The sequence below is a fragment of the Shewanella sp. KT0246 genome (genome assembly GCF_019654955.1).
In the GTDB taxonomy this organism is placed as follows: Bacteria; Pseudomonadota; Gammaproteobacteria; order Enterobacterales; family Shewanellaceae; genus Shewanella; species Shewanella goraebulensis.
The window spans coordinates 1-254 of the sequence record NZ_BPEV01000172.1; the positions used below are offsets into that span (position 1 = coordinate 1).

Sequence of the window (254 nt, forward strand, 5' to 3'; positions counted from 1 at the left end):
TGCCGATGGACTCACTGTTGGTGAAGTAGTTTTTAATACTTCAATGACAGGCTATCAAGAGATTTTAACGGATCCGTCATATTCTCGCCAGATCGTAACTTTAACTTACCCTCATATTGGTAATACCTTGTCAGCTCTGATTAATTTATCGCTCATTCTTAGTAAAGTTTTTGAATTATCCGCCGATAGAGTTGCATGGAATGTGATTTTGATTACTTGGTATTAATTCACTAATGATCTTATCGATGAATTTG

Annotated in this window: 1 pseudogene; it reads left to right on the top strand. The window is 35.4% G+C overall.

From position 1 onward, the window contains the following. Nucleotides 1-127, top strand: a pseudogene (locus tag K5Q58_RS21010) (carbamoyl-phosphate synthase domain-containing protein); the annotation flags it as partial. Between the last annotated feature and the right edge of the window lie 127 nt (nucleotides 128-254).